Origin of the sequence: Bombilactobacillus folatiphilus, assembly GCF_023380265.1 — a bacterium.
Taxonomy (GTDB): domain Bacteria; phylum Bacillota; class Bacilli; order Lactobacillales; family Lactobacillaceae; genus Bombilactobacillus; species Bombilactobacillus folatiphilus.
Map to the genome: position 1 here is coordinate 1217378 of NZ_CP093366.1, position 26896 is coordinate 1244273.

The following is a 26896-nucleotide window of genomic DNA, read 5'->3' on the forward strand; positions in this document are numbered from 1 at the left end:
CCACACGACAAAGAATTGTTGGTGGCGTCGCGCTACACCACGATGCAAATTGCTACCTTAATTGCCACTTTGATCGCTGGCGGACTGATTTCACTTTTTCAAGCTCATAATACAATTTACATCGTCTTAATCGTGATTTCTAGTTTATTGATGTTCAGTTTAATCGTCAATCATTCAATTCCGCAAGGTCGAATTCAGCCAAAAAAGAATCATTTATTTAATGCATTGCCCCAAAATAAACTGCTGGGCATTAGTTTATTTATTATTGTTCTTATTTTGGGCTTAACGAATGCGTTAATTGATCCCATTTTGCCTGCCATTTTGCGCGCCAATGGTTTGCCTGTTGGTCAAACCAGTTTTTGGACGACATTTTTTAGCCTCTTAACCGTCATGGGCTCACTCATTTTTCAACAGGTGCCTCTCCACAATTCTGCGGCTAAATTCTTTTTGAGCAACGAGTTAATTGTCGGGCTATTGATGGTTTTGGTCAGTTGGACTGGTCATTCTCAGATTGGGCTGTTATTATTCTCCTTTGCCATCATGTCCATTGGCATTGCTGGATTCTTTATTTTTAAGGAAATTATGGAATATGACATGTTTCCTAAAAATGAAAGCTTTATCTATCTGGGGATTGAGCAATCTGGTTTTTTAGTCGGCGATGCACTCGGAGCTCCGTTAGGAACCACGCTGTTTCAGCACGGTGGCACGCAAATTTTATTATTATTGTTCGGCATCTTATCCTTTATTTGTGGTTTATCCTACTATCTGCTTTATAAAAAAATGCAAACAAAGATTGTTAACAGCTAATCCTTATTTGCATTTTGCACTAATCAAGCTTTTGCTTGCTGTTGTGCGAATAAAATTTGATCATATTTTTTGATAAAAGGCCAATAAACGACTGCTGACAATAAAATAATGACCAATTGCCAAAGAGCTGTCCGCCACCCGCCAATCAAAAAGCCGGAGACAATCGGCGGCGTCGTCCACGGTACCATCACGCCCGAAAATAACGGCAAAATCCCGACTTGCATCAGCAAATAACTCGCAATCCCCACAAACATTGGAAAAATCAGGAACGGCACTAATAAATAGAGATTCATCACAATGGGTGTCCCAAAAATAATTGGTTCATTAATATTGAAGATATTTGGCAACAAGGACAATTTGCCTAATTCTTTGAGTGAAGTTGATTTCGCAAAAAAAGTCATATAAATTACTAAGCCAAAGACAATCCCCGCACCGGTCATACAAAGATAATTATCCCAAAACTGTTGCGTAAAAATATGTCCGCCGTTATTAACCGTTAATTTTTTACCAGCATCCAATAACGCTTGATTGGCTGACATATTCGATTGCAAAATCGGGGTCAAAATAGCGCCACAGATGGCACCACCATGCACACCACACCACCACAACAAAGACATTACCAAGGACATAATAATTACGCCGCCTAACGAGTCCGTGACGTGTTGCAATGGAGTTTGAATTGCGGCATAAATGAGTTCGGCAAAACTGGTTCGTGCTAAAAATTTAAAGATGGCATAAATCACACCTGCACTAACAATCACGGCCCCACTAGGAATCAATGACATAAATGAATTGGCAACTGCGGGTGGCACACCTTCGGGTAATTTAATCCGCCAATCTTTTTTGACACAAAAACTGTAAATAAAACCACCTGCTAAACCAATAATAATGGCACAAATCATCCCTTGACCCGCGGTCCAAGTTTTAGAAATAATATTGGGGATTTGTTCACCACTTTTAGCCTTAACACTGGATGGAAGCAACATAATAAACGCGCCTAACGACGCTAAACTACCCGAAAAAGCTGAAGTTATTTGTTCATTTTTGATATACGTATATGCAATGCCCACCACGGCAAAGATGGCCATTAATGAAAACGAAGATTGATAAATCTGATTAAACACATCACTCCAACCGCTGTGCGTAATCCACTTTGCGATCACCGGAACGGGCAAATTAGCTAACAGCAAGAACAACGACCCAATAATTAAAAACGGTAACACAAACATCATGCCATCTTTTAATGCACGAATAACTTTCGTATTTGTGAATTTCATGACGTTAGGAACTAATTTTTGATTAACAAACGTTTTCATCTTTCTACCTCACTTTGTCTGCTAAACATTCCCCATTGGTTGCGATCACCTTTTGGTACCATGCAAAAGATTTTTTACGATAAATGCCCGCTTTTCCTTGTTGAACTTCTGGTAAATTCACATAAATAAGGCCATAACGCTTTGCCATTTCTCCGGTAGACGCACTCACAATATCAATTGCTGCCCAAGGCGTATATCCGAGAACTTGCACACCATCCAACTCAATTGCTTTGAGCATTTGCACTACATGTGCTTGCAAATATTGAATTCGATAATCATCATTCACTTGATTATTTTCTAACTTGTCATAAGCTCCTAAACCATTTTCCACAATAAATAACGGTTTTTGATAACGCTCATATGCAACATTCAAAATATAGCGTAATCCTACCGGATCAATGGCCCAACCCCAATCACTTTTGGAAACATGAGGATTTGGTTTTTCCTTAAAATCAGTTTTCGAATCAAACTCAGCAACAGAAGATTTGTAGTAACTAAAACCGATATAATCAACGCAACCCCGGTGCAAAGTTGCCAAATCATCGGCAGTAATATCTAATTGTAAATGATGACGTTTCCATAATTGTTTAACATAATCCGGATAAGCTCCTCGAACTTGGACATCACTAAAGAAAAAACGCCGATCCATCGCCTTAACACTGGCCATCTGATCTAATGGTTGACTACTAGCTGGATAAATCGGACCAAAATGTAACATACAACCAACTTGATTATCTGCAGAAATTTTTTTGGCCGCCTGTACCGCCAATGCACTAGCGACAAACTGATAATGACTAATCTGATACATCGTTTGCTCAACATTTTCGTCTTCTTGATACAAAACCCCTGCCCCTGTCCAAGCATTAAACGGGTCATCGGTATCAATCAGATTATTGATTTCATTAAAAGTCATCCAATATTTAACCTTGCTCTGATATCTTTGAAAACACGTTGTGGCAAATTTTAGAAAAAAATCAATCATTTTTCGATTACGCCAACCACCATAATGTTTGGCCAAATAAAACGGCATTTCAAAGTGTGACAAAGTCACGACCGGTTCCATTTGATATTTCCAGCACTCCGCAAATACTCGATCATAAAAAGCCAAGCCTGCTTCATTAGGTTTATCCTCATCACCATGCGGAAAAATCCGCGACCAGGCAATACTTAAGCGAAAACATTTGAAGCCCATTTCAGCCATCAATTTAATTTCTTCTTGATAATGATGATAAAAATCAATTCCCAAATGATTCGGATATTCTTGATGATGCAGCACATCATCCGTAATTTGACGTGGTTGATTGACACTGCCTTTAGTCATCACATCAGCCACACTGATACCTTTGCCATCAACATTCCAAGCACCTTCATATTGATTAGCGGCAACCGCACCACCCCATAAAAAATTTTTATCTAACATTTTCTAATCACTCTTTTCTTGATCAACAGTTTGAGAAATTTTCATAATTTGTTGGTAATTGTCCACCATTTTTAATGACATCAAGACATCAAATAAATATTGGAGTGAAGAAACATACACAATATTACTTAATTTAATAGTATTTTTAGTTGTCATAATCACAATTGTTTCATCACATAAACGACAGATATCACGTTTGACAGAATCACAAACTACTACCAATTTATAATTTTCTTGTGCTAGTTGCTCACCAATATGATACATATGCACATTATTACCTGTATGCGTCAAAATAAACGCCAGTGGTTGATTTGATTGGTGCGCAAAAGTCTTGGCATGCATTAAGTTCAAGGCGTCGTAAGCTTGAGCATCAACACCAATTTCTTGAAAATTTAAACAAAATATTTGTGCCAAAGGGTAATTCAAGCCATCACCATAGATTTCAACACGTTGTGCCTCATTAATTAATCGTGCCACACGCTCCAAGGTTTCCGGATTAAATAATTGCTTCGTATAATTCAAGGATTGTCGATGAAAATTTTCTACATGATTTAAAATCGTTCTTGGTGTTTCATCTCCTCGAAATGGTTGAATATTCAAATCCTGGTCCAGTTCCAACATGGTAGGTAATTCCATCGCCAACTTATATTTAAATTCCGTGTAACCACTGACGCCAGCTTTTTGACATAGTCGGACAATAGTTGAAGGACTGACAAAACTGGCTTTGGCCAATTCCTTTACTGTCATTCCCAGCACTCTTTGAGGATTGTTGTGGATAAATTGCAGGACTGCTTGTTCTTGACCTGTCAATGTAACATTTTCCAATAATTTATTGATAATCATAATCTTTCCTTTCGGCCGTCAGGATTGATTCTCGTCCAATGAACACCGCAATTATATATTGAAATCGCTTTTATTTTCAATCGAATTTAACTTTTTGACATAACGTTCCGTAAAAAGTCCTCTTTATGATTATTTCGTGGTAAATTACTCCAAAAATATACAAGATCTTATAACCTAAATCGGCTATGCTTATTAAAAAATGCAAAATAAAAAGCCTATTAAATAGGCTTTTTATGCTAAAATATATAATCAGTAAAGCAAAAATTAAAAACAGCTGCTGTCTTAGCCTTGCCGGGCTGATAGCTGTTTTGAAAGAAATTTAAATTCGAATAGCTGTTGTCTTAGCAACTTTACTCAAGGGTTAGTGTTAGCGCACTGACCTTTTTTCATTGTCATGAAAACACAGATTATTGTTTTGTGCATCTTTCATAATCAAAGTTGACTTTAACATAATTGCTAATTGCATTCACAAAGTAGCACGCCTATAATTTGAACAATCAATTAAAACTTTGAATGGAGTGATTTTATGATCGGTTGTAGCAGTTTTACCATGACCACTAAAGATCAAAAGCATTTTTTATCACGAACAATGGATTTCATGATGGAGATGGCCCAACAAGTAGTGTTTGTCCCCAAGAATAAGACTTTCGCCGCAGCGTACAGCGATCCCCAAACGGTCACCACTAAGCACGCCTTTTTAGGAATGGGCGATCTGCAAAATGACGTGCCAATTACGTTTGATGGTGTGAACGATGAAGGCTTAATGGGGGCAACGCTTTATTTTCCTGGCTATTGTAGCTATCAAGATGCCGCAACAGATCATACTTGGGCAGTTTCGCCAGACAAAGTTATTTCTGTTGTGCTGGGTGAAGCAACGACTTTGGCAGACGTCAAAAAATTGTTTCAGGAACAAATTACGATTGTTAATGATGCCAATCCTACATTAAATGCTGTTTCACCACTGCATTATATTTTTTCTGACAGTACTGGCGCTAGTTTAATTGTCGAACCTCAAGCGGACGGTATGCACATTATTGATAATTCGGTGGGTGTGATGACTAACAGTCCTGATTATCATTGGCACGAAACGAATTTGCGCAATTATCTCGCCGTAACTCCCAAGCAACATGATGATGTGGAGTTTCTCGGTAAGACTTTGAAGCCTTTTAGCCAAGGATCGGGTACTTTCGGTTTGCCCGGTGATTACACCCCGGTTAGTCGTTTTGTGCGGACTGCTTTCATGAAAAACAATGTGGAGCCTGCCGAAGACGAGAACGCTGGTGTAACTTTAGCTCATCACGTTTTAGAACCTGTCAGCATTCCTCGCGGCATCGTGGTGACACCTGATAAAACGTTTGATTACACTTGTTACAGTGCTTACATTTGTGCAGAATCGCGCAGTTACTACTATTCAACTTATGTTAATCAACGTATCAATTGCGTGCGTTTAACACCAGAATTGATGCAAGAAACGGATTATCGTTTGTTCAAAGTCCAACCAGATGAGGATATTAATTACCTCAATTAATTGATAATTTACAAAAAAGACCTGCAAATTTTCCAAAAGAAAACTTGTAGGTCTTATTTATTTTTGCGCCAATGATTAGAAATTACGTTAAAACATCCAAAAGCTACAATAAGCACTACAATACACAAAGCAAACAGCCAATGATAATTTAATTGACTAATTACTACTGCACCAAAAATCGGTCCGAGTGCTTTCCCAGCTGCTGTAAACATCTGAACTTGGCTTTGAAAATAACCACTCATTTGCGGCGGAGTTTTGGCCGCCACCCAACTAGAGATGCCGGGATACAACAGAATTTCGCCCAAGGTCAAAATTCCCATCGCAACAAAATAACCAATATATTGACGATTGCCCAACAAAAAGACAAACGAACCAATAAAGAGTATCAAACCAACGTTTAACCGCGCTCGCAAATGCGTCATCAAAAAGTGATCAAAATGCGTTATAAACGGCTGGTAAATGACAATCACAATTGCGTTAAAGGTCCAAAGTAAACTATAATCTTTGACCTGATAGCCTTGACTCACCATAAAAGTTGACAGATTACTTTGCCATTGTGTATAAACCAGCCAAGCACATAATACGGCAATTAAAGCACCCAAGATCTTTAATTCATAACCCCGCGGACGTGTTGAAGCTTTTGCGTTTTGATTTTTAGCAGTCGAAATCTGAATTCGATAAAAACGATAAACCACAAATAAAAAGACAATTTGCGTCAACACCGCGACAGCAAACACCACCTGAATTCCCAATGGCAAAATATAGCCGACCACCGCCGTGCCAATCACAATGCCCAAATTTAACATAAAATAAGTAGCGTTAAAGACATAACTGGCTGGCCGCTTCGTCACATGTGTCGCGAATGAATTCTCACAAGTAGCACTAATCCCATTCGCAAAACCGGCCAAAGTAATTAAAACAGCGTAACTAGGCCAACCATGCCACAAAATCAACCCGCCTAAGGCTACAACGCTCATACTAACGCCTAACAACATCGTATAATACGGATCCCAATGGTCAAATAAGCGACCACCAACCAGATTACCCAACATTGTCGCAATTTGATTAATACATAACACAATGGCCGCCGTTACTAAACTTTGATGAAGCGTTTCGTGCATATAAATCGTATTCAATGGCCAAATAAAGCTCATCGCAATACTCGTTACTAAAGTTCCCAATAGCAACCATTTCAAGTCAATGGTTTGTGCTCGTTTCATAAATTCTCCTATTAATCTAAAATTGGTTGTTGTGCTAGTAAAGTTTGATACTTTGGTAATAACTCAACACCTAACCCCCATGCATCCGGCACCAATAATTGGCCGTGTGCAAAAGTTAGGCTTTCCGTATAATCCTGATCATAATAACGGGCATTGGCCGATAAATCACCCGGGAAATTAAAATTAGACAAACTAGCTAAGGCCAAATTAGCAGCTCGACCGATGCCACCTTCTAACATACCGCCACACCACATCAAAAAATGCTGCTGTTGTTGCGCTTGAAGTAACTGTAACACGGGGGTTAGACCACCTAAGACTGCCAATTTGACACTGACAATTTGACATTGCTCTAATTGCATCGCATCTAAGGCCATTTTTACATCCACAATCGGTTCATCAAAGCACAAGGGCGTTTGCATTTCGGATTGTAATTGCCAACTTTGGCCCCAAGCTACCGGTGAAAATGGATCTTCAATGAAAGTTAAATGCAAACGGTCAATTTCTGGGGCTAACGTTGGTGTCATCGTCAAACTACCATTTGCATCTAAAGTCAAATTAAAATCAGGCAACTGCTGGCGTAATTGCGCAATCCGCTGCAAATCTTGATTGCCATTCACTTTTATTTTAATCCGCGAATAACCGGCAATTTGCGCTTTTCGAACCGCTTGTACTGTTTGAGGTAAATCGTGCAGCCCCACACTAACCCCCACCGGAACTTGCTGGCGTCCAGTAATCCCACTAACTTCGGCTAATAAAGCTGCCAAACTCTGATGCAACCTTTTTGCCGTCAAATCCCACACCGCCATATCAATAGCAGCTTTAGCAAAATGATTAGCTTTGACTGCTTGCATCATTTGCCAAAGCTGACGCGGGTCAGAATATTCTTGTTCTTTAATTAAGGGCCACAAAAAATTTTGTAAAATGTAACAGGAAGTTACTTGCGTTTCGGCCGTGTAAAATGGTGTCGCAAAAGCTTCAATTTCTCCATAACCCCAATTGCCCAGTTCATCACCCAGTGCTACTAAAGTCACTGGCCGTTGACGCATCGTTTCATGTGCCGAAGCAAAAGGTTGTTTTAAGGATAAATTGATCGGCAATAATTTTAGTTTCTTAATTTGCATGGACTAACCGCTCCAAAATCATCTGATAAATCTGCGGCTGCTCTAAATGAACATTGTGCCCAGCGTTGGCCACGACTAAGCGTTGAACAATCGGCAATTGGTGCGCCATTTGAGCTGTTAAACGTTGAAATTTCACATCTTTTTGTCCAGCAATTAAAGTAACTGGTACTCGCAAATTTTGCAGACGTGGCCAAAAATTCGGCATCGTGCCCGTGCCCATTCCCTCTAAACTTGCGGCTAACGCTAACGGATCTTGAGCTAAACGTTGCTGTCGAATTCGAACTTGCAACTGTGTAGGTAACTGTTTTTGTGATTCGAACAACGGTAATTGTTCCCAAGCATCCACGAATTGAACTAACGGTTCAGTCCGCAATTTTTGTGCCAATAAAGCATCATGTTGCTGTCGCTGTTGGCGTTGCTGTGGTGTTTTCAACCCAGCGGTACTACTTTCCAAAATTAAATTTTCGATGTGCTCTGGATACATCAAGGCATAACCCAAAGCTAAGCGTCCGCCCATTGAATAACCAACTAAATTAATGGCTTGTGTTCCGACTAGTGTTTGCAACAATGCTGCTAACTGTGCTATTTGCTGTGCCATTTGATACGGGGCTGCAGAAGCCACTTTATTGGTCTGACCATGTCCTAATAAATCGACAGTCCAACATGTGCCTGGCAGTTTTTCACTAATTTGGGCAAAATCGTGCCCACTGCCCATAAAACCATGCCAAAAGACCCAATGCGGTTGGCCCTGACCACTTTTTTGTACAAAAAAGGTGTGTTTTCCAATCTTAACTTGCATGTATCATTTTCTCCAAAAATTGCGTCACCGCTTGCTTAATTTGTGCATCAATCTGCGTTAATGTTGACCGCTGGGTGGCCACTTCAATTAAAGTCAAACCAGAATGTTCTTGTCGCAATAATTGCGCCAATTGAACTTGATCTTGCGCCAAATAATATTGCCCACCAAATAATTGCGCTACATCTTGCACTTTATAATGCAGGGGTGTGCCGAATACTTTTTCAAATTGCGTCGGTTCTTGGGCTTGTGGCAAAAATGAAAAAATGCCACCACCTTGGTTATTTTGCACAATAATTGTTAACTGTAACTGTTCTTGGCGTGCTAACATCAAGCCCGTCAAATCATGGAAAAAAGCTAAATCGCCAACATACAAATAAGAATTTTGACTGCGTTGGCTAGCCATCCCTAACGCTGTCGAATTAATCCCATCAATTCCGTTAGCACCACGATTTGCTAACACTAATTGCGGCGTTTTTGGGTGAAAATAATCATCAACTTCCCGAATTGGCATCGAATTGCTGACAAATAAAGCCGCATCGCTCGGTAAATTCTGACCTAAAGTCCATGCCACTTGCGGTTCGGTAAGTGTGGCTGATAGCTCCACGACTTGCTCTAAAACTTGCTTGAGCGCTTGATCTAATTTTGACCAGTGCTGCAGCCACTTCACATCTGCCGCTCCCACAGACAAATAAGGCAAAACCTGTGCTGGTGTCAACGCCACTGCAACCCTTGTATTCAAGGTATGATCTAACTGCGCCCGGTCGGCATCTAAATAAACGATAGGAATTGTAGTTTGTGCTAACCATTGACTCAACGCCGCCGAAACCGGAGTTGCTCCCAGCCGCAAAATCACCTCAGGTTGTAATTGTTGCTCCCACAGATCGGCCATTTGAAAGAGCCAATCTTCCGTCGTCAAAACACTGGGATAACCACGCAACGAACTCAATGGATCCGCTAATAATGGCCAGTTCATCTTTTGCGCAAATTGTTGAATAACTTGCGCATTTTTGGCATTGGGTCCAGCAATAATCAAACCTTTTTTACCAGAAAGCAACGTTTCTAACTTGGTTAACAATGTTTGATCTGCTCTTTGACCTTCCCATTGTTGGGCTACTACCATGGATTTCAGCGTCAAATCACCATCTGTAGCTGGCAATAAAGGCTTGCGCAACGGCAAATTGAGCTGTACAGGACCCTTGGGACTTTGCAGCGCCGTGTGTACCGCTTTTTGCGCGATATAACCAAAATATTTTTGGGTCGCTACTGGTAAATCAGGACGCGGTGTCGGCAACTGATATGAAGCTTTCACTTGCTGTCCATAAAAATTAGCCTGCGTTAAAGTTTGCGGAGCGCCCACTTGCTGCAATTCTTGCGGTCGATCAGTGGTCAAAACGATTAAGGGAATATTGCTGGCATAAGCTTCACAAATAGCGGGATAATAATTAGCCGCTGCCGTGCCCGATGTACAAACTAACAACACAGCGTGCTGACTTGTTTTGGCTATTCCTAAACCCATAAACGCCGCGGAACGTTCATCAACATCTATGTGCAAATTGAGTTGCTGCTGATCTGCTAATTTTCCCAATAAAATAGCCACTGGCGTCGATCTTGAACCCGGTGACAAAACCACATCTTTGATGCCTGTTTGTAATAAAGTTGCCAATAAAGGGGTTAATTGTTGTGTTAAATAGGACTGACCTAAAGTCATGAACATTACTTCCTTATTATTAAAAATTAGTGCGTTAAAGCTTGATATAACGATTGGAGTTTTGCGCCAGTTTCCCTAAATTCAGTTACAGGATCAGAATCAGCTACGATACCGGCACCCGCAAAAAAACTTAATTGTTGCTGCTGCACAAGTGCACTACGAATCCCCACTGCAAATTCACCCGTTTGTTGCGCTGACAAATAGCCAATGGGAGCACCAAACAAACCGCGCGCTTGCGTTTCTACTTTTCGAATCCAAGCAACGGCTTGGGCCTGTGGGAAGCCACCCAATGCCGGTGTGGGATGTAAACGTTCGATAATTGTTAATGGTCGAACTAATCCTCTTCCCGTGATGGGTGTCCACAAATGCTGCAAATTAGCAGTCGCTAAAATTTGCGGTTGACTGGGGGCTTGCACTTGTAAGTTGGCCTGCTGCAACACGCTTTTAATGCCTTGAACTACTATATCATGCTCTTGGCGATTTTTAACGTCTTGCAGTAATTGTTTGGCTAGTTGTTTGGCTTTTACAGCGTCCAAATCATTTGCCGTTGTCCCCGCGACTGCTCCCGTTTGCACCAAATTTGGTAAAAATTTGGCCAAGCGTTCCGGTGTGATACTGATAAATTGGACATCTCGTGTCTGCAACAAAATATGGTAGCCAGGTTGCGTCAAACTCAAATGCAGCCAAACGGCCACCCAGTTAACCTGTGCTGTCTGCTGTGCCATTGCTGTACGTGCCAACACAACTTTTTGAAAGTGTTGTTGTTGAATGGCAGCCACTGTTTGAGCCACGCTATCTTGCCATTGCGCAGTTTTTTGTTCTTGATAATTACCTAATTCTAACGTTTGTGGCTGCAACTCTGCTAATTGCAGAATTTGCGCCATCATTGGCTCAAGAGCGCTATCATCTGCAGCGATCAACGTGACTTGCCATTGATCTTCCGTTTCAACAAAACTAACTTGCGGAATATACGCAATTCCCTGTTGAAAAGTCCCCCATTGCCCATTACGCGCATCTTCGGAGTCAAACAAAAAGCTCCCTACTAATTTCACATCTTGCCAAGTGCTAGATGCAGTTAATTGGAAACTTGCTTGCGCTTGTCGTAACAAATCTTGCGCTACTGCAAATGAAGCAATTGTTCCTGGTTCAACTTGCAAAACTTGACCGGCGGTGAGTAATTGTTGCGTCTGTGCGGCATTTTCCCACAAGAAAAGATCCTCTTGAATACTCAACCATTGCAAAATTTGCGAACGTTTGATTGCTGGAGGTAATTTTTGTGTATAAACTGTTAATTGTGTCATCATTTTCTCTTTCGTCTACTTATCTTATTGAAAAAGTTGAAAGTCTTTACACAACTTCAACTTTCTTTTTTAGATCGCTGAATTAATTCTTGCGCAATTTTCCTTAACGTCGGTTCAAATAACGAATCATCATTAACTTGATTAAAATCAAGCCGATCTTGCCACCACTGATTCCGAATCAATTCCACTTGGGATAAAATTTGGCACCCTTGTGGCGTCAACGAAATAATATTGTGCGCGTGATTTTGATCTGACACTTGTTGTGTCACATAGGACATTGCTTTCAAATGCCGGATTTCCCGCGTGATTTGTCCCTTACTAATTAATAAAGTTTTCGCAATAAAATTCTGATTTTGCGGACCTGTTTTACATAACAAGACCAAAATATAAGCGCTGGTCGCATTCAAATGTAATTTTTGATAGGACGCATGCGTCTCGTGTAAAAACGCACGGTGAATTACCGAAAAATATTGGGCTAAATCCCCTGGATAAAAATTATCCGTCATCATCATTACCTACCTTTTCAATTAGTTTAACAGATTTTTAATTCTTCTTTTACGATTTTAGCTGCTAACGCCCGTGTCATCAAATTTGCGTCACTTTTTTTGAATATTTATTCACTAATTTATGTGAACAAATTCCTAAAATGTAATTGACAAACTATTCACATAGTATTATGGTTGCTTTGTGAACGTTCACTACTTAACTTTTCAATACAAAGGAGATGACCCAAGTGATTTCTACGTTAATCAGCGCATTACTGCCAGTAGTTGTCACTTTAATGCTTGGCTATTTTGCAGGCTTTCGGCAAGATTTTAATGGTGACAGCGCCGCCGAAATTAATAAATTAGTCATGAATTATACCTTACCGTTGAGTTTATTCGGCGGAATTATTGCAACTAATGGTCAAATTTTGTTAAAAAATATTCAAGTTGCTTTATGGATTTTCATTGGTATGGTTGGCGGATATGTAATTGTTCTATTAGTTTTACTTTACTTATTCAAAAACAAACTTTCCATTGCTGCTTTGAGGACTTTAGCAATTACAGGACCCGCGATTCCTTTCGTCGGACCAACTGTTCTGGGAGCCCTTTTTCCAGCAAAAAGTGCTTTATTAGTCTCAATCGGTGGCTTAGTCATGAATATTATTCAAGTCCCGTTGACGGTTATTTTATTATCCAGTCAATCCAAACAAAAAATTAGCCTTGGTACCAATTTAAAAAATGCGTTCAAAAAACCGGTGGTTTGGGCACCCATTTTAGCCTTTATCTTGGTTATCTGTGGCCTAACTATTTCCCCTGACTGGGAACGTTGTTTCTCCGTGTTGGGTCAAGCAACTGGCGGCTTAGCACTCTTTTCTTCAGGAATCGTCCTCTTTGAAAAGAAGCCCAAATTGTCACTCCCCGTCTGGGCCAATACTCTAACCAAAATTATCATCATTCCACTAGTGATGTACGCTCTTATGAAAGTTTGTCACGTGGCACCACAAACTTTACGCGAATCGTTGGTCTCCTTAGGCATTCCAACCGCCGCCATTTGCACGATTTTTGCCAATCAATATCAACTCGCCGAACGTGAAATGGCTTCAACTTTGTTCTTAAGTACTGTTTTGTCAGTTTTCACCTTAGGTTTCATCATTGTTTTCTTAGGCATCTAAATTTAATAAAGGAGAGTAAGACTTATGAATATTGCTCAACAAATTGTTCAGATTTTAGAAGATCGGGGTGTGAAATATGTTTTTGGTATTCCCGGTGAAGAAAATATTCGCATCGTGGACGCCATTCACGACTCAGACAAAATTCAATTCATTTTAGTTCGTCACGAACAAGGTGCTTCATTCATGGCTGACGTATACGGTCGCTTGACCGGCCAACCTGGTGTTGCCACCGCCACTTTAGGACCGGGAGCAATTAATTTGCTTTTAGGAGTAGCTGATGCTAAAACTAATTCCACACCACTGATCGCTATTACCGCGCAAGGCGGCTTGAACCGAATTTATAAAGAATCCCATCAAGTCATTGATTTACGCGCGATGTTTCAACCGGTAACCAAGTGGTCCGAAAATGTTTATGCAGCTAACGCAACACCCGAAATTGTCAATAAAGCGTTCAATCAAGCCGTTAATGGGCGTCCCGGTCCCGTTTATTTAGGCATTCCGCAAGATATTGAACCAATGCCAGCTGTCCCTGCCATTGCTAAAACAGCTTCCACACCGGCTAACTTGACCGTGCCCCAAACACCTGATTTACAACGCGCAGCGCAAATTATTAAAAAGGCTCAGCATCCTATCGCATTAATCGGTATGGGTGTGATCCGCGATCACGCTAGCGAAGAAGTTAATAACTTCATCAAACAAACCAATTTGCCGGCAGCAACGACCTTCATGGGTAAAGGCGCCATTGATGATCGCTTACCATCATCTTTAGGGGTGATCGGTTTTATGCGGCATGATTATGAAAACTTTGCATACGATCAAGCTGATGTTATTTTGACCATTGGTTATGAGTTATCTGAGTTTGACCCGAATCGAATCAATCCCGATGGTGATAAACAAATTATCCACCTCAATGATTTTCAAGAAGACACAGATGCTCATTATACTGTGAGTCAAAACTTAATTGGTAATTTGCAAGCAACGGTGCCGCTATTACAAGAACAGTTATCTGATTTTCAAGCTCAAGACCTCAAACCAGCAATCAAAGACGCTGTGCAAGCTGAATTAACCACGGGCCAACAAGAAAGTCAAGTTCCATTAACCCCCCAACAAATTGTCACGGCCACACGCGAAGCCGTCGATGATCAAGGAATTGTTTTGGTGGATACGGGTGCATTGAAAATGTGGATGGCACGCTTATATCAGACGTATACGCCCAATTCGGCATTGATTGATAACGGCTTATCCACAATGTCTTGGACTTTACCCGGAGCTATCGGTGCCAAGTTGGCATGTCCTGATAAAAATATTTTGGCAGTGATGGGCGATGGTAGTTTCATGATGAATTCCCAAGAATTAGAAACCGCCGTTCGTTATCATGTGCCGATGACCAATCTGGTGTGGGTCGATCAAGCTTACGGTTTGATTAAATGGAAGATGGATATGGAAATGGAGCATCATTCTGAAGTTGATTTTCACAATCCTGATTTGATTAGTTATGCCAAATCATTTGGTGCTAACGCTCATATGGTTCAAAGTCGTGCTGATTTAGTTCAAACTTTGAAAACGAGTCTCACCAATCAACAAGTGAACGTCATTATTTGCCCGGTTGATTATTCCGAAAATATGAAATTAATCAACAAACTAGGTAAAGTCACGATTTCATTATAATTACAGAAAGCAGGTTTTTCCCTATGAACGAATTTAGTATCCGTCCCACCATTACGAGTGTGGCCGATTTACCGACTTTATTTAAAGAGTTGAACGTTGGCACCCATGATTTATTGTTAACAAATAAATATATCATCGAACCGCATTTAGATTTAGATAATTTACCGCTAGATGTGATTTATTTGGAAAATTATATTCAAGGCGAACCAACTGACCAAGCAGCCGATCAATTACTGGCACAAGTCAATCAAAAAGATTACGACCGCATTTTGGCAATCGGTGGCGGTTCCGTGATTGATAACGCTAAATTGTTAGTTTATGGATCTGGCGTTAATATGCAAAAAATTGCTGAACAAGGCGCTCAATTACCCAAGAAACGGCAATTAGTGATTGTCCCTACGACTACGGGAACGGGGAGTGAAGTCACGAATGTTGCTGTCTTCAACTTCTTAGCCAAACAAACCAAAGTTGGTTTGGCTTATCCACAAATGTACGCGGACCAAGTTTATTTGGTACCCCAATTAGCTACCACAATGCCTTATAAAGTCTTTGCCACCAGTTCAATCGACGCTTTGGTGCACGCAATTGAATCATTCTTATCACCTAAAGCAACAAGCTTCAGCAAAATTTTTTCTGTGCAAGCTATGAAAACCATTATCCAAGGTTATAACCAAATTATCGTTCATCAACAAGTTGGTCATACACCCAAAGGTCAATTGTTGTTAGATTTTTTGGAGGCTAGTACCATGGCGGGCGTCGCTTTTGGTAATGCTGGCTGCGGTCCCGTCCATGCCTTAGCTTACCCGATTGGCGCCACTTATCATATTGCCCACGGCCAATCCAATTATTTAGTCTTCAGCGGTACTTTCAAAAAGTATCAAGCCTTAGGTGCTGATTTAACCGATTTAGAAAATATCTTGGCCACCGTTTTACCCGTTGCGCCGCAACAAGCACTAGATGAATTAGAAAAACTCATTGATCATATTTTGCCTAATCAAAGTTTGAGCCAAATCGGCATGACCGAGCAAACTTGCCAAGACTTTGCGCAATCAGTTATGGAAAATCAGCAACGTTTGATGGTTAATTCACCAATCACTTTGAGCGAAAAGGATGTTGCCGATATTTATCAAAATTTGTTGTAAATCAGTTTACAGATTATTCAAAAAGACCAAAATGTCCACAATAGACAAGTTTGGTCTTTTTTGTTACGCATTTTTTAATGTCGATAAGTGTGATACGTACTTTTTCAAAAATACTTTTATCTTCCCACTGACAATATCTTGCACTTCATAATTAAACTCACAATAATATTTTTCACTGCCAACCAGCTAGAATAGCCTTGATACCCATTAAAAATTGTTCATCAAAACTAAATTGAGTTGTGGATTCTTGAAATGGTTGCATAAATTTTTGCAATACAACAGATTTAGATTGAAAATAATCAGGTGCCGCAAGGTCAAGATTCGAATTTTTATCATCAATATCTTCCCCCCACACAAACCCAATGGTATAAAATATCAACGAATTAATTAAGAAAACCGTTGTAGGCTGGATTTCAAGACCAACCTTAACAAAATTAGTCAAGATTTTATCAACCAAAACAAATTCTTTATCAGTCACAATCGGTCTTGTTGAAATTAAGGGCAAAACATTTGGATGTTGTGCTAAAACCTGACGCAAATGTAACAACAAGTTGGTCAACTGCTTCTGCCAGGCCAATTTTTCATCTAGCTTAAAACTCAAAACTTCTTGCCAAATTCCTTCAACTAAATTATCAAACAGAACTTTTTGATTCGGAAAATAGCGATAAACTGCCATTGCTGACACACCTAACTCAGTACCCAGTTTACGCATTGTGAATTTTTCTAACCCCACTTGATCAATCAAATCCAATGCCACTTGTAAAATATACGAATTGCTTAACGTTTCTTTAGTTGGTCTTGAAATCACTTTCATAATTCCTTTCATCATTTATTGAATCCAATGAAAAAAATATACCGTAAATATGCGCCGTTAGCAAAATAAAATCTTACTCTTGCAATCTAATTTGCGAACATAAGAGAACAATAATCGCCGCTAACCAATAAGTTTTTTGTTCTTGTCATTTTAATTTGTCATCCTCTTTTTCTGTGCCGCTACTGCAATGACTGTAAACGCAATTGTATAGCATAAGATCATTACGATTCCTAATGAAATATCTTTGCTTCCATCCAAATATTTACCAAACTGAGCCAAATAATGCTGGGGCAGCCAATATTGAATCACTGCTTGAATTGAGCCTTTTTTGACTGGAAAAAAGGCGCCGGAAAGCAATGTTGTCAGTGCAATCAACATGGTTCCAATCCCCAGTGTTCCTTCATTATTAGCCGTCAAAGTTGCCAGCATTAAGCCAAATGACGCAGAAACAAGTGAACTCAGTACCACTCCGCCAAACAATGCAGGTGACAACTTGATATTAAATAACGGCAAAACAATTGCGACACTTAAGCTTCCAATAATTAATAAAACTAAAAAGTTAAATAAGAGATTTTGGATAATATATGAGCCCGTCCCCGTTCCACTCAGAAAAATTCGCTTATCTAGCCCATTTCGATCATCAAAATAAAATTTCGTCAAAATGATTGCCAACATCATCATGCTTAGTGTCAAAACACTAAATAAAATTTTAAATGTCTGCTTAGACGTTTTTACACTTCCAGAAAATTTCTTATGGTTCAAAGATGCAGTCAGCTGCCTACTCAAGTCCGTCTTGCGAATCGTTGTGACATGATATTGATCATTATTTTTCGTAATATAAGCATCATACTTCCCTGTCAGTAAGTTCTGATAATAATGATCATCTTTAACCACCTTTTTAAATGTCATTTTTTTGGAATTCAAGTTTCCCCTCAATAATTCTGTGGCACTTGGACGAACGCCGATTTCGGCTTTTGGCGTTTTCATCGTCACAAAATATGCAGATGCAATCGTCATGACAAGCAAAACAAGCAGCGTTAGGATGACATAGCTTTTCTTATGCCAAAAGCTTGAAAAATTATTTTTTAAAATTAACATTTGCTACTCCTTAAACTTTTCTGGTCTATACAATAGATGAATAATCAGTAAAAAGACTATCGAACAAGCTAACAAAATGGCGATTGTACTAGTTACCTGACCCAAATTATGATCGTAGATCACTCCAAAAAAACTATTGGTAACTTTAGAAACAGGAGACAAGTTAGAAATTTGTGCTGCCTTTTTTCCAAAAATCGTCATCGGAAAAAATAATCCTGAGAGAACAGCAAAGACATTAATCAAGATATTCAATAGTTTAGTTGCTAAATCTTCGCTTTTAATTAAGACGCAAAATGCGCCACCTAAAGTAATCGAAAAAGTAACAAGAACTAAGTCCAGCAGCAAAACGTAGCTAATCTGCTTCCCACCAAAATTAACTAGTCCGGTAGCGTTAAACAAAATTAAGTAAATTGCCAAAATTAAATAAGACAAACTAATCGCTACTAACAATTTAGCCAAGTAAACTTTACTGCGGGCAATTGGCGTATAAATAATACGCTGATTCGCTAATTTAACATGACTGCCAAACAACATTTCCGGCAAAATAATTGTTGTCGCTAAAGATAGGTAAATTATCATTGTGACACCATAATAATCGTAAGAAGTCAATATGTCGCCGCTAAACATTCCACTGCAGACAAAACCCATTAGGATGATTAGCAGTGGTGGATACACAATTAAATAAGACATAATTGGCTTATTCTTTAGCAAGGTTCGTAAATCTTGCTTCATGATCGTTAACATTCCATTTCTCCTTTTTAGTCGCGCAGACTTTTACCAGTCAGTGACAAAAAAACATCTTCTAAGTTATGTTTACCAGTTTTAGGTCCAGTATAATCTCGTAAAATATTATGCAAAGTGTCATTAAGCAAAATTTTGCCGCCATCCATAATAATGATGCGATCACAAATTTGCTCTACTTCTTCCATATAATGCGTCGTATAAATAATTGTCGCACCCTGATCGCGCATTCCTTTAATAGACGTCAAAATATGATTGCGTGATTGCGGATCAATTCCCACCGTCGGCTCATCAAAAATAATCAAATCTGGCTCATGAGCAATAGCACAAGCAATGTTTAAGCGTCGCTTCATCCCACCCGAAAAACTGCTTGGTAGATCATCCTTACGTTCGAGTAAACCCACTTTTGTTAATGCGTTTCTTACTTTCTGATCAATCAAATTTCGTTTAACTCCATATAAAGCTGCAAAAAATTTTACATTTTTATAAGCAGATAAATCTTCATAAATTGCAATGTCCTGCGGGACCACTCCTAGCTTGCATTTAATTTGTTTGCCGCTAAGATGACTATCGTCAAAATATTTAATCGTACCTGAATCGGCTTTAAGCAAAGTAGCAATAATACTGATCGTCGTACTCTTTCCTGCCCCATTAGGCCCAAGAAAGCCTAAAATCTCACCCTTTTTAACGTCAAAACTTAAATCAGTTAATGCTTTTTTACCAGTTTTGTAAGTTTTAGATAAGTCAGTTACCTGTAAAACATCCATTTTGGTTCTCCTTTTAGTTTACTTTGTAAGTACAGATTACATTGTAAACTAAAGCGAAAAATTGTCAACTACTTAGATTGAGCACAAAAAAGACGCTACTTTTAATTAAGTAACGTCCTAATATTTTTAAATTGAATGTTATTTGGATTAATTATAGAAGCTGTGATGTTAATAATTGTGATACATACTCTTTTAAAGATGCTTTAATTTCTTCTGAATTTGCCAAATGGTCAACAATTTGTGTCTTTCCGGAGGCAATATCAAGTACTTCATAATCTGCATTCACAAAAAATTGTAATTGCATTCGATTAACAAAATCTGGAAACTGACTTAACCATATCGGCGTCGTCCCAGTGATATAAGCAGACTCCATCGGTGTTTTTTGTCCAGCAAAATAACACTTAAGATCAAACAAAAAATAATCAATCCGATCTTTATATTTCGAATACCATAACGTATTAATTGTTGAATTTTTATGACGAGGCCAAACAAAATGCCAGTTCAAATTGCCCCGAATCACCTCATAATTAGTCATCAAAATTTTAAAGTTCGAATTGTAATTTCAAAGTTGCTTCCAGCCACATACCGCATCAGCGCCTAACTTATTTTTTAAGCCATCAACTTCATCAAGTAAATAATATTTACGAACCGGGAGGTTAAACTTCTCACCTAAAGCTTGATAAAGCCGATAGATCAGACTTATCACCATCAACACAAAGCGTTCCGACAATGTCTTCAATAAATAATGGATCATTTTGCTGTAAATATTGATAAAAATCACTCTGGTAAAATGCACACAAGCGCGTCAAATTATCTTGATAACCTTGTATTTGTTGCATTAGCATTGAACCCCTTTCTTGTGAGCAATCTAACTGATCATCTCTGTCCCTCTTTTTTCATAAAGTATCACTTCAGTAAAGGATCGTAGGACACAACGCTTTTTAACTCAGCTAAACTGGCTAACTTTAGCAAACAAAAAATTGGTGATTTGTTGTTAAGTTTTTCGTAAAGTGGCTATTACATCATAAAATCTGTGATCATCTAACTACACTCATATTCTTCTACTTAATCGTATAAGAAACCTGATCTGCAATATCACAAATTTCATAAATTTTAGTAATAATCGCTAAAATGACTGCAGCCGAAAAGTTAGTTTCAATTTCTGCTCCATTTTCCAATTTTTCCGGATTTCTATTAGACTTAAATAACATACTACTAATTTGATTATTTTCCTGAATGCGATCGAAATTCAAACTATCTTTATTCCAAATATCGTTCAAAAAAGTTACTAACATCTGGCGCCAATTTTTCACCGAGTACTCATTTCCACTAATGGTAATCTGCACAGGCTTTTTACCAGTTACATCGACTGTTTGATCAATTGGATACTCACCGGTAATATCAATTTCAACAACTTCTTTGATGTCCGGCATTGAGAAAATTGTAATTAGTTCTTCAGTGAGCTTCTTCGTACGATCAGCAATAGCTTCCTTGTTCCAATGATGATAAGTTTTTGCCACTTTTCGGGTAAGAGAAACGTTCGAATCCTTGTAGTACTCCCTTTTTTCGTCATACGTCTTATTGCCCATTTCTTGGTTGTACTTAATAATCGTTAAGTTGCCAATTGTACCACCATATTGTCTCTTAACCTTATCAGCATTGACCACTTGCAAACGCCATTCAGCATTTAAACGTTGCGGCATAATATACTCTATCTGTGCGTCGTCAAAAGCATAAGCTTAGCGCCTGTCTTTTCAACTTTTCCATCTTTAACCAAATTCATTAATGATTGCATCTTATTTCTCCTCTCTCATCTTATCAATTGCTGTATGCACATCTTGTTCTTTAGTAGCAACAACGTAGTGTACTTCATTAGATTCAGTAATTTCAGCAAGCTTATCAAAATACTTTTGCTGTGTTTCGGTAATATCTTTATCATCTATCCGCATATTTTCTGCCTTAGCTTCTACCATCAAATAGCGTACCTCACCGTCAGCTCCCTTAACTTTAAAAATAAAGTCTGGTGTAGTAGTACCTCCTTGATAACGGGGAATTCTAATTGCATTTTTAGGTAATTTTCCATATGCGATTACATCCTGATAATCTTGCTTAAGAATATCTAACTCAGGATGCACACTATCATAATTAACCGGCGGACGGTCATATAAATATCTTTTATCAGCAAATACACTATCGGAAGAATTAACGCCAATACTATTGGCAGCAACAGCATCTACAAATTCATCAGTTATTGGATCATAAACTGAAGTAGGAGCCGTAAAGTCTAATGAAACATACTTATAATTATTCTTAACCTGATTATTAATCCTAGTTGTAATTTCACTAATTAAATTACCTAAAGTCTTTTCGTTGATGTAATCAGTATTATTATCTAAACGTGCCATTGCAGCAATCATCTGCTCATGCAAAAATGAAATAGATAAATCTGTCTCAAGAGCCAAATTCTTTAAGAATTTTCCATACGGCATTCGATGTGATTTAACATCATAATCAGGATTAGTTTTACTATCCCTAATAATAGCCTCTTTATTAACTACCACCTCACTTTTATTCATTTGCATTTTATACAAAACAAAGTGCTTACGATCATGATCGCTAAAAACATATTTAGCGACTGTTTCCGCTGCCCGATTAAGCGCGGGTGCGTCCTCAATCATAATCATTTTACGTTTAGATAATTCAAGCCAAATTTTTTTGAACTCGCCCCAATTTGTTTTTTTTCAATTTGACAGTTACTGGAGTAGTCCGCTTATTTTGATCACGAACTTTATCAGCTCCAACTTTAATCTTATTCTTTAATTCAGGATAAAGTTCAAGAAAAGCATCATAACCCGATAATGTTTGATCATTAAGCTCTACAGAATCACGAAAATCATTCGAACGCGTTATTACCCCATGTTGATCCAGATCGTTTAACAAAGCATCTTCAGTAAAGCTAGGGTCATCTTTTTGCCTTAATTTCACCGTTTCGTTAATCATTTCATCAGTCAATTTCTTATGATCTAACTTTATCTCTGCTTGCGAATTAATTTCGCCTACCAATTTCTGAGCAAAATCCTTTTCATCATAGCCAATTAAAAACGACAATCGACTAGGAAACTCTGTTTGAGACAAACGATGACCAAATTCATCAACGGGTAAGCGCAAGCCGCGACCAACTTCTTGAATTTTACTAATTTCTGAGCCAGAAGTTCGCAATTTTGCAATAACAAAGACATTGGGATTATCCCAACCTTCACGCAATGTCCATTTAGAAAATAGAAAACGCCTAGTGATCCAATTACCAGCTTTATCCTTAAAACTTAGTAATTTTTCTTTGTTGACTAAAATGTCATCTACTTCAGCTTGAATCGCTTCATCCCCACTACCACGATCCTCACTAAAGTAGCCAGCATACACGCTTTGTTCATCAGCCTGTAAATCATGTAAAGTTGCCTTCAAAAAGCTCAAGTATTCACGTTCACGATCATTAATAGACATTTCATACTTTTTAATTAGGGTAGTCAACTTCTTAGTCAATAACTTTTCAAAGTGTTCAGCTAGCCAGCCCTTATGGCCATCATTTCCACGAAAGCTTCTGATATCATCAATGAAGAACAAAGACAAAGTCTTAACTTTTGGTGCTGTGTAGCTACTATCATGCCGCATAAAATTAGCTTCTTCAGCCTTAAAATGGCAATCGATTGCCTGAGCAATAATCTCATCTTGATAACTTTCGGAGAATGTTCCTGGGATTAATTCCATTCCTGGTTTAGCTTCCAAGCCATTAGAAAAAGTTTTCCCACCATCTGCGTTATAAATAATATCACCAGAAAAATCTTCATCAATACTAGATAAACTTTGTCCCTTTTCCAGTTCATATTCTTTGCTACTACCGTGCTTGGTCAAAGTTAATTTTTTAGCTACTGCTGACTTAATCTTATAACGATTATTGGCTTGTTCCTCTGTTATTTCTGGATAATAAATATCAACCCCTTTAACTAGCCCTTGATTGAAGCTATCTATCGCATTCAGATTATACTGCGGCTTTCCTCGATAGTAATCAGTCTTTATAATTTTATTTTTACCTTTACCACTAGTTATCTGAGGAAAAGTTGCACCATAACGGACAATTAATTGAGGCTTCATCTCTTCAATTGACTTATAAGTAACCTTATCGCGTGAAAAGCGATGTGGTTCATCAATAATAATTACTGGACGTGTTGCCGCAATGGCTTTAATCGGATTCGTTTCACCACCAAGTAAAGTTTGGTCATAATCGCTCTTATGCATTCCTGAATTTTTACTCAACATGCCGGAGTTAATCAACAATACTTGGATTTGATTAACATTTTGCCTAGTAGCTTCAATGAATTCACTTAATTGAGCTGGAAAATTTTTACGTCCAGATTTTCGAGCTCGAAAATCACCTGCATTAATTTCATTTAACTGAATAGTTACATTCTCATAGCCAGGAATACCTGAAAAATACTGTCTTGCATAATCACTGGTAATAAAATTCTTGGTACCTTCCTTGATACTTGGTGTAGGAACAACAATAACAAATTTAAAAATACCCTGCTTATGCATTTCATACATCATTTGGGTATAGACAAAGGTCTTACCAGTTCCCGTTTCCATTTTAATATCAATGTAATCTCGTTCGTTATAAGCACCTTTAATAATCGGATTAGCATAAATATAATTGGCATCAGGGTCTTGACTATACTCATCAACACCTGCAAATTCTTTATCAATTGCTTTAACGGCAGCAACTTGATGGGGCAAACGTTCTAATTGGATTTTCATTCTAGTACCTCTTATATAAAGTAACTGCTGGATCTAAATTCTTCAATCCATTGTCTATTTCACGTAAATCTGCCACATTAAAAGAATACCCAAATAAGATAACTGTTGTGACATGTAATTCATGATTACCTATTTTATTCAATAAATCTTTAGTTGCGGCGCTATTCCACCCATCATGGATTAAATATAAACGATTATCAACTAGGCGTGCTGTATAATCAGCTAATTTAATTGGTTGAATTTCCACATCTAATGAATAACCATCCTTAAGTAAATAAGTCGTTAAAATGGTTTGTTCACCGGTTGTGCTACTGGGAACGCCTAATTTTTCACTTGAAAATGAATCCAGCATATCTGTGAACAATTCTGTTGTCTTAGGATCAAAGTCTTCAATACTTTCTAACGTTGGCTTAGTTGGTTTGACTACACGGTAATGTTTAAAACTTCCATCAAAATCTGCGGGTAAAGTTAAACCATGATCTTCACGAATTTTGCTTTCAGCACGACGAATGCGTTCACGACTTATTTCATCAATTGATCTAAACCCAGCATCATAGGCAGCTTTACCACCTTTAGTTGGTTCTTCTTTACCATTTTTGTTAACGTGGTAAGTTTTTTCAGGTAGTTGCACCATAATAAACTTACGATGGCCGCCATCTTCAGCATTAAGCTGCATAACAGCATCAGCAGTGGTTGCAGAACCAGCAAAAAAGTCTAAGACTATAGAATTTGTGTTACCAAGCATTTTTAATAATTGATATATAAGTCTAACCGGCTTTTTACCATTAGAAAATTGAACTCCCCCTTCCTTAGATATATTACCCATATCAATATAAAAGCCTTTCCACCAATTTCCACGTATTTTTCTTAGACCTTCACTATGTTCATAATCATCCGCTATCCCCCAAGAATCTTTCAATCTTAGTAGCTGCTTTATATTACCGTTAGAATCCTTAGTTAGTAAATATCGTCTACCTGCATGAATTTCTGCAATCCAAAATCCAGTATTCAAATTAGAATTAGATTTTGAATTACCTACTTTATCAGAGCGAACAATGTTTGCGAGATGAGAGCGAACAATGTTTGCGAGATGAGAGCGAACAAACATTACAAAATCATCACTTTTTTCATAAGCTTCTGCCAAAGTTAATGGCTTTTTATTATTCATGTCTTTAGGAAAATGAAAATTATAAACCTCACTTAACTGACAAATTTCTCCATTATCTTTAGCATACAGAGAATAGTGTTCGTCGTATTTTGCTCTATGATCATAAATTGGTACTTTAGCTATATTTCTTCTTCCATTTTTCGTATAACATAATACATACTCCGCATTTTTAACAATATTACCCATTTGTGCAGCTTTAACTTTCATTCCCTGTGTAGTACTCATTTGACAATGGATAGTAGCTGCTAAATTATCTTCTCCAAACAACTCATTCATAAGCAATGACAAATTTGCTTGCTCATTATCATCAATCGAAATAAAAATAACTCCATCATCTGACAACAATTTTTTAGCCAATGCCAATCTTGGATACATAAACGTTAGCCAAGCTGAATGACTAGACTTACCTTGAATCGATTTTAATCGCTCAACTTCTTCATCATCTAAGCCAAACATTTCTTTTAACTTGTCATCTGAATATTCAAAGTTATCAGGATACACAAAATCACCGTTACCCGTGTTGTATGGTGGATCAATATATATCACATCAATCTTACCAGCATAAGCTGTTTGCAAATGCCGTAAAACTTCTAAATTATCACCAGTGAAAAATAAATTTTTACTGTCTTTACCTTCACCCTGATTTTGCTTCTCATCAGGTACAATCACTGTTGATGGCAATTCACCAACTTGTCGTCTAGCATAATCCTTACCAATGAAATTGAGTTGATAGCCATCTTTTAATTCATCAATATTATTTTGCTTTAACTCACCACGCAATTTATCTAAGTCAAACTCATCATCCTTAGTAAAATATTCCGGCAAGACTGCTTTTAAATGTTGCAATGCCGCCGAATTGGGTTTTACATTATCGTTATACTTTTCATTATACGTTTTCATACTTTACCTTCTATTTAGTCTAATGACTAAAATCAATTTCAGTTTAATTTTTATATTAATTATACTCCA

The 26896-nt window shown here is 38.2% G+C and carries 21 protein-coding genes and 2 pseudogenes; 5 read left to right on the plus strand and 18 right to left on the minus strand.

The annotated features are described in order from the left end of the window. The first annotated feature begins 21 nt into the window (after positions 1–21). Positions 22–807, plus strand: a complete 786-nt coding sequence (locus MOO45_RS06205; protein ID WP_249514060.1) for an MFS transporter — start codon at positions 22–24, stop codon at positions 805–807. Between the two features lie 23 nt (positions 808–830). On the opposite strand, the gene MOO45_RS06210 is transcribed toward MOO45_RS06205, so the two are convergent. From MOO45_RS06210 to MOO45_RS06220, 3 genes are read right to left on the minus strand one after another with little or no spacing between them, the layout of a single operon-like run. Beyond that, positions 831–2123: a PTS sugar transporter subunit IIC gene (locus tag MOO45_RS06210; protein WP_249514061.1), complete on the minus strand. Its 1293-nt coding sequence runs from the start codon at positions 2121–2123 to the stop codon at positions 831–833. Between the two features lie 4 nt (positions 2124–2127). After that, positions 2128–3543: a 6-phospho-beta-glucosidase gene (locus tag MOO45_RS06215; protein ID WP_249514062.1), complete on the minus strand. Its 1416-nt coding sequence runs from the start codon at positions 3541–3543 to the stop codon at positions 2128–2130. Between the two features lie 3 nt (positions 3544–3546). Then, on the minus strand, positions 3547–4386 hold the full coding sequence (locus tag MOO45_RS06220) for a MurR/RpiR family transcriptional regulator (RefSeq protein WP_249514063.1): 840 nt from the start codon (positions 4384–4386) through the stop codon (positions 3547–3549). Between the two features lie 550 nt (positions 4387–4936). Between MOO45_RS06220 and MOO45_RS06225 the strand changes: the two genes are divergently transcribed. Next, complete coding sequence (locus tag MOO45_RS06225; protein WP_249514064.1) at positions 4937–5914, plus strand: choloylglycine hydrolase family protein; 978 nt, start codon at positions 4937–4939, stop codon at positions 5912–5914. Positions 5915–5967: 53 nt separating this feature from the next. On the opposite strand, the gene MOO45_RS06230 is transcribed toward MOO45_RS06225, so the two are convergent. Genes MOO45_RS06230 through MOO45_RS06255 form a run of 6 tightly spaced genes read right to left on the minus strand, consistent with a single transcriptional unit; the run spans position 5968 to position 12575 of the window. Further along, positions 5968–7134: an MDR family MFS transporter gene (locus MOO45_RS06230; RefSeq protein WP_249514065.1), complete on the minus strand. Its 1167-nt coding sequence runs from the start codon at positions 7132–7134 to the stop codon at positions 5968–5970. An 11-nt stretch (positions 7135–7145) separates the two neighbouring features. Next, positions 7146–8255, minus strand: coding sequence for an o-succinylbenzoate synthase (gene menC / locus MOO45_RS06235; RefSeq protein ID WP_249514066.1), 1110 nt, complete (start codon positions 8253–8255; stop codon positions 7146–7148). Then, entirely contained in the window at positions 8245–9054 is an 810-nt protein-coding gene (gene menH / locus MOO45_RS06240) for a 2-succinyl-6-hydroxy-2,4-cyclohexadiene-1-carboxylate synthase (protein ID WP_249514067.1), read from the minus strand. The genes menC and menH overlap by 11 nt, the downstream gene beginning before the upstream one ends. Continuing rightward, a complete protein-coding gene (gene menD / locus MOO45_RS06245) occupies positions 9044–10762 on the minus strand; it encodes a 2-succinyl-5-enolpyruvyl-6-hydroxy-3-cyclohexene-1-carboxylic-acid synthase (protein WP_249514068.1) in 1719 nt (572 codons plus the stop codon). Before menD ends, menH begins: the two co-directional genes overlap by 11 nt. Before the next feature lie 26 nt (positions 10763–10788). Further along, the gene (locus MOO45_RS06250) at positions 10789–12063 is read right to left on the minus strand and encodes an isochorismate synthase (RefSeq protein WP_249514069.1); all 1275 of its coding nucleotides are present in this window, start codon (positions 12061–12063) and stop codon (positions 10789–10791) included. Between the two features lie 56 nt (positions 12064–12119). Then, complete coding sequence (locus MOO45_RS06255) at positions 12120–12575, minus strand: MarR family winged helix-turn-helix transcriptional regulator (RefSeq protein ID WP_249514070.1); 456 nt, start codon at positions 12573–12575, stop codon at positions 12120–12122. Positions 12576–12787: 212 nt separating this feature from the next. Between MOO45_RS06255 and MOO45_RS06260 the strand changes: the two genes are divergently transcribed. From MOO45_RS06260 to MOO45_RS06270, 3 genes are read left to right on the plus strand one after another with little or no spacing between them, the layout of a single operon-like run. After that, on the plus strand, positions 12788–13720 hold the full coding sequence (locus MOO45_RS06260) for an AEC family transporter (RefSeq protein WP_249514071.1): 933 nt from the start codon (positions 12788–12790) through the stop codon (positions 13718–13720). A gap of 24 nt (positions 13721–13744) precedes the next feature. Beyond that, positions 13745–15388, plus strand: a complete 1644-nt coding sequence (locus tag MOO45_RS06265) for an acetolactate synthase large subunit (RefSeq protein WP_249514072.1) — start codon at positions 13745–13747, stop codon at positions 15386–15388. A 23-nt stretch (positions 15389–15411) separates the two neighbouring features. After that, on the plus strand, positions 15412–16530 hold the full coding sequence (locus MOO45_RS06270; RefSeq protein ID WP_249514073.1) for an iron-containing alcohol dehydrogenase: 1119 nt from the start codon (positions 15412–15414) through the stop codon (positions 16528–16530). Positions 16531–16702: 172 nt separating this feature from the next. Here MOO45_RS06270 and MOO45_RS06275 read toward each other — a convergent pair whose 3' ends face one another. From MOO45_RS06275 to MOO45_RS06315, 9 genes and pseudogenes are all read right to left on the minus strand, one after another. Next, entirely contained in the window at positions 16703–17359 is a 657-nt protein-coding gene (locus MOO45_RS06275) for a TetR/AcrR family transcriptional regulator (protein WP_249514074.1), read from the minus strand. Between the two features lie 135 nt (positions 17360–17494). Beyond that, on the minus strand, positions 17495–18442 hold the full coding sequence (locus MOO45_RS06280; RefSeq protein WP_249514075.1) for an ABC transporter permease: 948 nt from the start codon (positions 18440–18442) through the stop codon (positions 17495–17497). Positions 18443–18445: 3 nt separating this feature from the next. Beyond that, on the minus strand, positions 18446–19186 hold the full coding sequence (locus MOO45_RS06285; RefSeq protein WP_249514076.1) for an ABC transporter permease: 741 nt from the start codon (positions 19184–19186) through the stop codon (positions 18446–18448). An 83-nt stretch (positions 19187–19269) separates the two neighbouring features. Continuing rightward, positions 19270–19950, minus strand: a pseudogene (locus tag MOO45_RS06290) (ABC transporter ATP-binding protein); the annotation flags it as partial. Positions 19951–20101: 151 nt separating this feature from the next. Then, positions 20102–20455 carry a hypothetical protein gene (locus MOO45_RS06295; protein ID WP_249514078.1) on the minus strand — a complete coding sequence of 118 codons (354 nt, stop codon included), beginning with the start codon at positions 20453–20455 and terminating at the stop codon, positions 20102–20104. Positions 20456–20615: 160 nt separating this feature from the next. After that, the gene (locus MOO45_RS06300; protein WP_249514079.1) at positions 20616–20789 is read right to left on the minus strand and encodes a hypothetical protein; all 174 of its coding nucleotides are present in this window, start codon (positions 20787–20789) and stop codon (positions 20616–20618) included. Between the two features lie 222 nt (positions 20790–21011). Then, the gene (locus tag MOO45_RS06305) at positions 21012–21653 is read right to left on the minus strand and encodes an HNH endonuclease family protein (protein ID WP_249514080.1); all 642 of its coding nucleotides are present in this window, start codon (positions 21651–21653) and stop codon (positions 21012–21014) included. Positions 21654–21746: 93 nt separating this feature from the next. After that, positions 21747–24759, minus strand: a pseudogene (locus MOO45_RS06310) (type III restriction-modification system endonuclease). A 1-nt stretch (position 24760) separates the two neighbouring features. Beyond that, the gene (locus MOO45_RS06315) at positions 24761–26827 is read right to left on the minus strand and encodes a site-specific DNA-methyltransferase (RefSeq protein ID WP_249514081.1); all 2067 of its coding nucleotides are present in this window, start codon (positions 26825–26827) and stop codon (positions 24761–24763) included. Between the last annotated feature and the right edge of the window lie 69 nt (positions 26828–26896).

What these genes read in the sequence shown, in the direction of transcription:
- MOO45_RS06210 (WP_249514061.1), bottom strand. Translation starts at nt 2,123, where the DNA reads ATGAAAACGTTTGTTAATCAAAAATTAGTTCCTAACGTCATGAAATTC.
- MOO45_RS06215 (WP_249514062.1), bottom strand. Translation starts at nt 3,543, where the DNA reads ATGTTAGATAAAAATTTTTTATGGGGTGGTGCGGTTGCCGCTAATCAA.
- MOO45_RS06220 (WP_249514063.1), bottom strand. Translation starts at nt 4,386, where the DNA reads ATGATTATCAATAAATTATTGGAAAATGTTACATTGACAGGTCAAGAA.
- MOO45_RS06225 (WP_249514064.1), top strand. Translation starts at nt 4,937, where the DNA reads ATGACCACTAAAGATCAAAAGCATTTTTTATCACGAACAATGGATTTC.
- MOO45_RS06230 (WP_249514065.1), bottom strand. Translation starts at nt 7,134, where the DNA reads ATGAAACGAGCACAAACCATTGACTTGAAATGGTTGCTATTGGGAACT.
- menC (WP_249514066.1), bottom strand. Translation starts at nt 8,255, where the DNA reads ATGCAAATTAAGAAACTAAAATTATTGCCGATCAATTTATCCTTAAAA.
- menH (WP_249514067.1), bottom strand. Translation starts at nt 9,054, where the DNA reads ATGCAAGTTAAGATTGGAAAACACACCTTTTTTGTACAAAAAAGTGGT.
- menD (WP_249514068.1), bottom strand. Translation starts at nt 10,762, where the DNA reads ATGACTTTAGGTCAGTCCTATTTAACACAACAATTAACCCCTTTATTG.
- MOO45_RS06250 (WP_249514069.1), bottom strand. Translation starts at nt 12,063, where the DNA reads ATGACACAATTAACAGTTTATACACAAAAATTACCTCCAGCAATCAAA.
- MOO45_RS06255 (WP_249514070.1), bottom strand. Translation starts at nt 12,575, where the DNA reads ATGATGATGACGGATAATTTTTATCCAGGGGATTTAGCCCAATATTTT.
- MOO45_RS06260 (WP_249514071.1), top strand. Translation starts at nt 12,788, where the DNA reads ATGACCCAAGTGATTTCTACGTTAATCAGCGCATTACTGCCAGTAGTT.
- MOO45_RS06265 (WP_249514072.1), top strand. Translation starts at nt 13,745, where the DNA reads ATGAATATTGCTCAACAAATTGTTCAGATTTTAGAAGATCGGGGTGTG.
- MOO45_RS06270 (WP_249514073.1), top strand. Translation starts at nt 15,412, where the DNA reads ATGAACGAATTTAGTATCCGTCCCACCATTACGAGTGTGGCCGATTTA.
- MOO45_RS06275 (WP_249514074.1), bottom strand. Translation starts at nt 17,359, where the DNA reads ATGATGAAAGGAATTATGAAAGTGATTTCAAGACCAACTAAAGAAACG.
- MOO45_RS06280 (WP_249514075.1), bottom strand. Translation starts at nt 18,442, where the DNA reads ATGTTAATTTTAAAAAATAATTTTTCAAGCTTTTGGCATAAGAAAAGC.
- MOO45_RS06285 (WP_249514076.1), bottom strand. Translation starts at nt 19,186, where the DNA reads ATGTTAACGATCATGAAGCAAGATTTACGAACCTTGCTAAAGAATAAG.
- MOO45_RS06300 (WP_249514079.1), bottom strand. Translation starts at nt 20,789, where the DNA reads ATGCAACAAATACAAGGTTATCAAGATAATTTGACGCGCTTGTGTGCA.
- MOO45_RS06305 (WP_249514080.1), bottom strand. Translation starts at nt 21,653, where the DNA reads ATGCCGCAACGTTTAAATGCTGAATGGCGTTTGCAAGTGGTCAATGCT.
- MOO45_RS06315 (WP_249514081.1), bottom strand. Translation starts at nt 26,827, where the DNA reads ATGAAAACGTATAATGAAAAGTATAACGATAATGTAAAACCCAATTCG.